This is a genomic window from Monashia sp. HAY1-5C (assembly GCF_056755255.1).
Genome location: NZ_JBPGXG010000816.1, coordinates 1 through 233 on the forward strand (window position 1 = coordinate 1; position 233 = coordinate 233).

The 233-nt window shown below is 65.7% G+C and carries 1 protein-coding gene; it reads left to right on the plus strand.

Annotated elements, in window-relative coordinates; all coding sequences use genetic code 11:
• Window positions 1-233, plus strand: a 233-nt coding sequence (gene recO / locus ACR9ZK_RS23640) for a DNA repair protein RecO (protein ID WP_481344346.1), incomplete at both ends; no start/stop codon positions are given.

Here is a 233-nt window from a genome sequence, read left to right on the forward strand (position 1 = left end):
GCTGATGGAAACGGCGACCGCCGTCTACGGCGTGCAGGCGATGGGCGCCCTGTTGCGGCTGCTGCCGGAGCGGGATCCGCACCCGCACCTTTACGATGCGCTCGATGTCATCCTGGAAAACCTGGAGAATCCCGCCGATGCCGGCGAGCTTTTCGTGCGTTTCGAGCTCGCGGTGCTGAACGATCTCGGCTTCGGTCTCGATCTGACCGAGTGCGCGGCGACCGGCATACGCG